This is a genomic window from Paraburkholderia sediminicola (genome assembly GCF_046026895.1).
Taxonomy (GTDB): domain Bacteria; phylum Pseudomonadota; class Gammaproteobacteria; order Burkholderiales; family Burkholderiaceae; genus Paraburkholderia; species Paraburkholderia sediminicola_C.
In genome coordinates this window covers 1-3,505 of record NZ_JAQQEU010000176.1, presented here as the reverse complement: position 1 = coordinate 3,505, position 3,505 = coordinate 1, and the positions used below count along the sequence as shown (strand labels likewise).

The following is a 3,505-nucleotide window of genomic DNA, read 5'->3' as shown; positions in this document are numbered from 1 at the left end:
GAAATCGACACCGCGCAACGCCTATCCCGCCGAATCGGTCACGTTCCCGAAATCGGCGGTCACGTTCGCCGAAATATGCACTGTCGGGTAAAAAACCTGCAGTAATCTGAAACGCGACTTATCGTCCAGAATATTGGACCAAACATGTATTGCTGCCGAAAGGCAACCAATCCGACCAACCGGCATAACTTGTAAAAACTTGGAGCCACCATGGCCACCAAAGCAGTGTTCGTTGGCGTTAGCAAGCAGTTGGACACGACGATACCTATCCGCAACGCTGAAGGGCTGCGATTCCTTGTCCTCGACGAGCTGCATACCTATCGTGGCCGACAGGGCGCAGACGTCGCATTGCTCGTTCGCCGTGTGCGAGAAGCTCTCGCCGATGAGCTTCAGTGCATCGGGACGTCGGCAACGATGGCAACGGAAGGGTCAGAGGAGGTGAAAAACGCGAAGGTTGCAGAGGTGGCGAGCCGACTCTTCGGGACCAACATCAGCGTTGCCAATGTAATCACTGAAACCCTGCAACGGGTGACTCCTGAACACCTGCTCGTCGAACATGTTCAGCACGAACTAGGGGCGGCGATACGAGCAGGGATTCCCTCCGAGCCATCCTTCGAAGCACTAGCTAAACATCCGCTCGCTGTCTGGGTCGAGTTGAACTTGGGGCTAACGCGGGACGTAGGGCCGTGGCGACGAGCTCGGCCAATGACGTTGACTCAAGCTGGCAAGCGGCTCGCCGAAGACGCGGGGATTTCTGAAGAGTTGGCGCGCAGCACCCTCGCGGACTTTCTGCTGCTAGCGTATCGAACCACGGACAAGCCCCCGCAGGATGGCGGCCGGAGCTTGTTCGCCTTCAAGTTGCACCAGTTCATTTCGGGAGGAAGCAAGGTCTACGGGACTCTTGAAGCCTCAGATAAGCGCTACCTAACTCTTGATGGCAGCCAGTATGTTCCGGGTGAGCGCGACCGGCGTCTATTTGCTCTGCATTTCTGCCGCGAGTGTGGACAAGAATATGCGCCTGTTTGGGATGAGCACACCTCGAGCGGGCGCATGTTCAACCCACGCGGCATCGAAGAGCGCACGCACGAAGATGAAGACATCAAAAGCGGCTATTTCATGCCCGACACAACGGGTGTATGGGACGACACGCTCGACCGCTACCCGGAAACTTGGCTGGAAGTGAAGAAGGATGGCGACCTGAGGCTTAAGTCGACCGTCAAAAAGCGCCAGCCCCAGCACGTCCGCGTCGACGCGGAAGGAAAGCAAAGCCCCGACGGTACGCCGGGATGGTACATGCCCGGCAATTTTGGATTCTGCCTGCACTGTGGGGTAGTTCATCAAAGTGCAGGTAAGGAGTCGCTGAGGCTTACGGGGCTTTCAGGGGAGGGCAGAAGCTCGGCGACGACCATGCTCACGCTCTCCGCGTTACGGTACTTGTACGAAGAAGACGAACAGCTGAAGGACGAAGCTAAAAAGGTACTCGGTTTCACGGACAATCGGCAAGACGCCGCGCTACAGGTCGGTCACTTCAATGATTTTTTGCAGGTTTTGCTGCAGCGAGCTGCTCTATTGGCGGCCGTCGAAAAATCAGGTGGTTCACTGAAGGAGAGTGATATTCCTCACGCCGTGTTTACCGCCCTGGGTTTTGAGCGAGATGACCCTGGCGTGCGGGCGGAGTACATGCAGGAACCCGACGTTAAGGGCAATGCACGTCGCCAGGTACAGGATGTCATGCGGGCGATTCTGGGCTACCGCGTCTATTTCGACCTGCGCCGTGGTTGGCGCTTCAATAATCCGAACCTGGAACAACTTGGGCTCGTGCGCATTGAATACCAGGACCTCGATGACCTTGCTGGTGACACTGGGGAGTGGGCGACAGCACCTATGGTGCTGCAAGCAGCTTCAACGGTTGTCCGAAAAAAGCTTCTCAAGATGGTTTTCGATGCGATGCGGCAAGGTCTATGTCTATCTTCCCGCTATCTGGACCGTACTGAGCTCGACAAGCTCAAAACGGCGAGCTTTGCCAACTTGCGTGAGCCATGGGGCTTCACAGAGGAGGAAAACCCGGTTGCCGCGAATTGGTTCATAACGACCGGTCGGCCACGTGACGAAGACAGGCGAAATGTCGAATACCTTGTCTCCGGGAGCTCCCGTTCCAAATTAGGCAAGGAAATCAAACGGTCCAGCACCTGGAAAGAGGTCGACGCGAATGGGGTGGAAAGTGGCAATCCTCACGCCACCAAAATCAAGGATGCTGACTACAGCGAAATCGTCGCGGCTTTGCTGAAGGCGGCCAAGTCCTATGGACTGGTCGTTTCGGAGGAAACGGAGTTTGGCATGACCGGCTACCAATTGAACGGTACCGGCTTAGTGTGGACGTTAGGCGAAGGAAGAAGCGAACGCGTCGCTGATGACAACGCGTTTTTCCGTAGTCTTTACGGCAACATTGCAGGCATGCTTGCCAACCCAGTTCATCGGATGTTCGATTTCGAGGCACGTGAACACACCGCACAGGTAGAGCAAGACGACCGCATGGAGCGCGAGGCTCGCTTTCGCTTCACGCCGAAAGACCGCGAAGATTGGCTCAACGCCAACGGCAAACCGCTTGAATGGCTTCCGGTTCTGTTTTGTTCGCCGACGATGGAACTCGGTGTCGACATCTCGTCGCTCAATACAGTCTACCTGCGGAACGTTCCGCCGACGCCAGCGAACTACGCACAGCGCAGCGGCCGTGCCGGTCGTGCCGGGCAACCAGCACTGGTCATAACCGTACAGACCAGTGTCCCGCCCGCAAGCTGCAGCGAACGCGGTTTTCTCCCTGCCTATGATGTCAGGCGACAGCAGTGGTGAGGTATCATCGTCCTCATCACTCACCACAGGACGCGAAATCTGATGTCGGCAGATTCCAGCTGGTTGGGTCAAATTGAACGCGAGTGGGCACAACTTCGCCAGTGCGACCCGTCACTCGACGTGGAAAGGTTCTTCCGGCACGTTGTATCAGCAAACAAGGTCGGATTTCTTTCACTTGAATCTATCGCGGCCATTGCGAATGGCCTGCTCACAAGCACGTTGTCAGGCGCGCCTTATCTCGGCCGGCGACTGCTTGAACGGGTTGGCCCTGGCCGGCATCCCTCCCTCCGGGTCGCGCTTGCACTGTCTCTTGTCACGGAGACAGGTGGGCCTGCGGATTACGAGGGCGGACACGTCATTCTGGGCGACGTGCTGAAGGACGATACCGCGAGCGAGCCGCTGCGCGGCATGGCGGCAGCGGCTATTGCGGACAGTGCGCGGCTTGGTCGTGGCATGGACGCCGACCTTGAGATGGCCAAGGACATGTATGCCACGGCCTTGGAGCTTGGACACCGGTCAGCCGCGTACAACCTTGGTTTGTACTGGGAGGGGCACTGGGAAAGAAGTGCTCCCGGCGACGTCGTTCCAGACAGTGCAAAGGCGACGCAGGCCTACAAGCGCGGTGGTTCGAACGCAAACTGCGCCGCGCGTCTGG

The 3,505-nt window shown here is 57.5% G+C and carries 2 protein-coding genes; both read left to right on the top strand.

From position 1 onward, the window contains the following. Positions 1–210 precede the first annotated feature (210 nt). Complete coding sequence (locus PQR02_RS39840; RefSeq protein ID WP_408243294.1) at positions 211–2,850, top strand: DEAD/DEAH box helicase; 2,640 nt, start codon at positions 211–213, stop codon at positions 2,848–2,850. Positions 2,851–2,892: 42 nt separating this feature from the next. Continuing rightward, positions 2,893–3,505 (top strand): SEL1-like repeat protein (locus tag PQR02_RS39835; protein ID WP_408243293.1); only part of this gene is annotated, 613 nt, incomplete at its 3' end.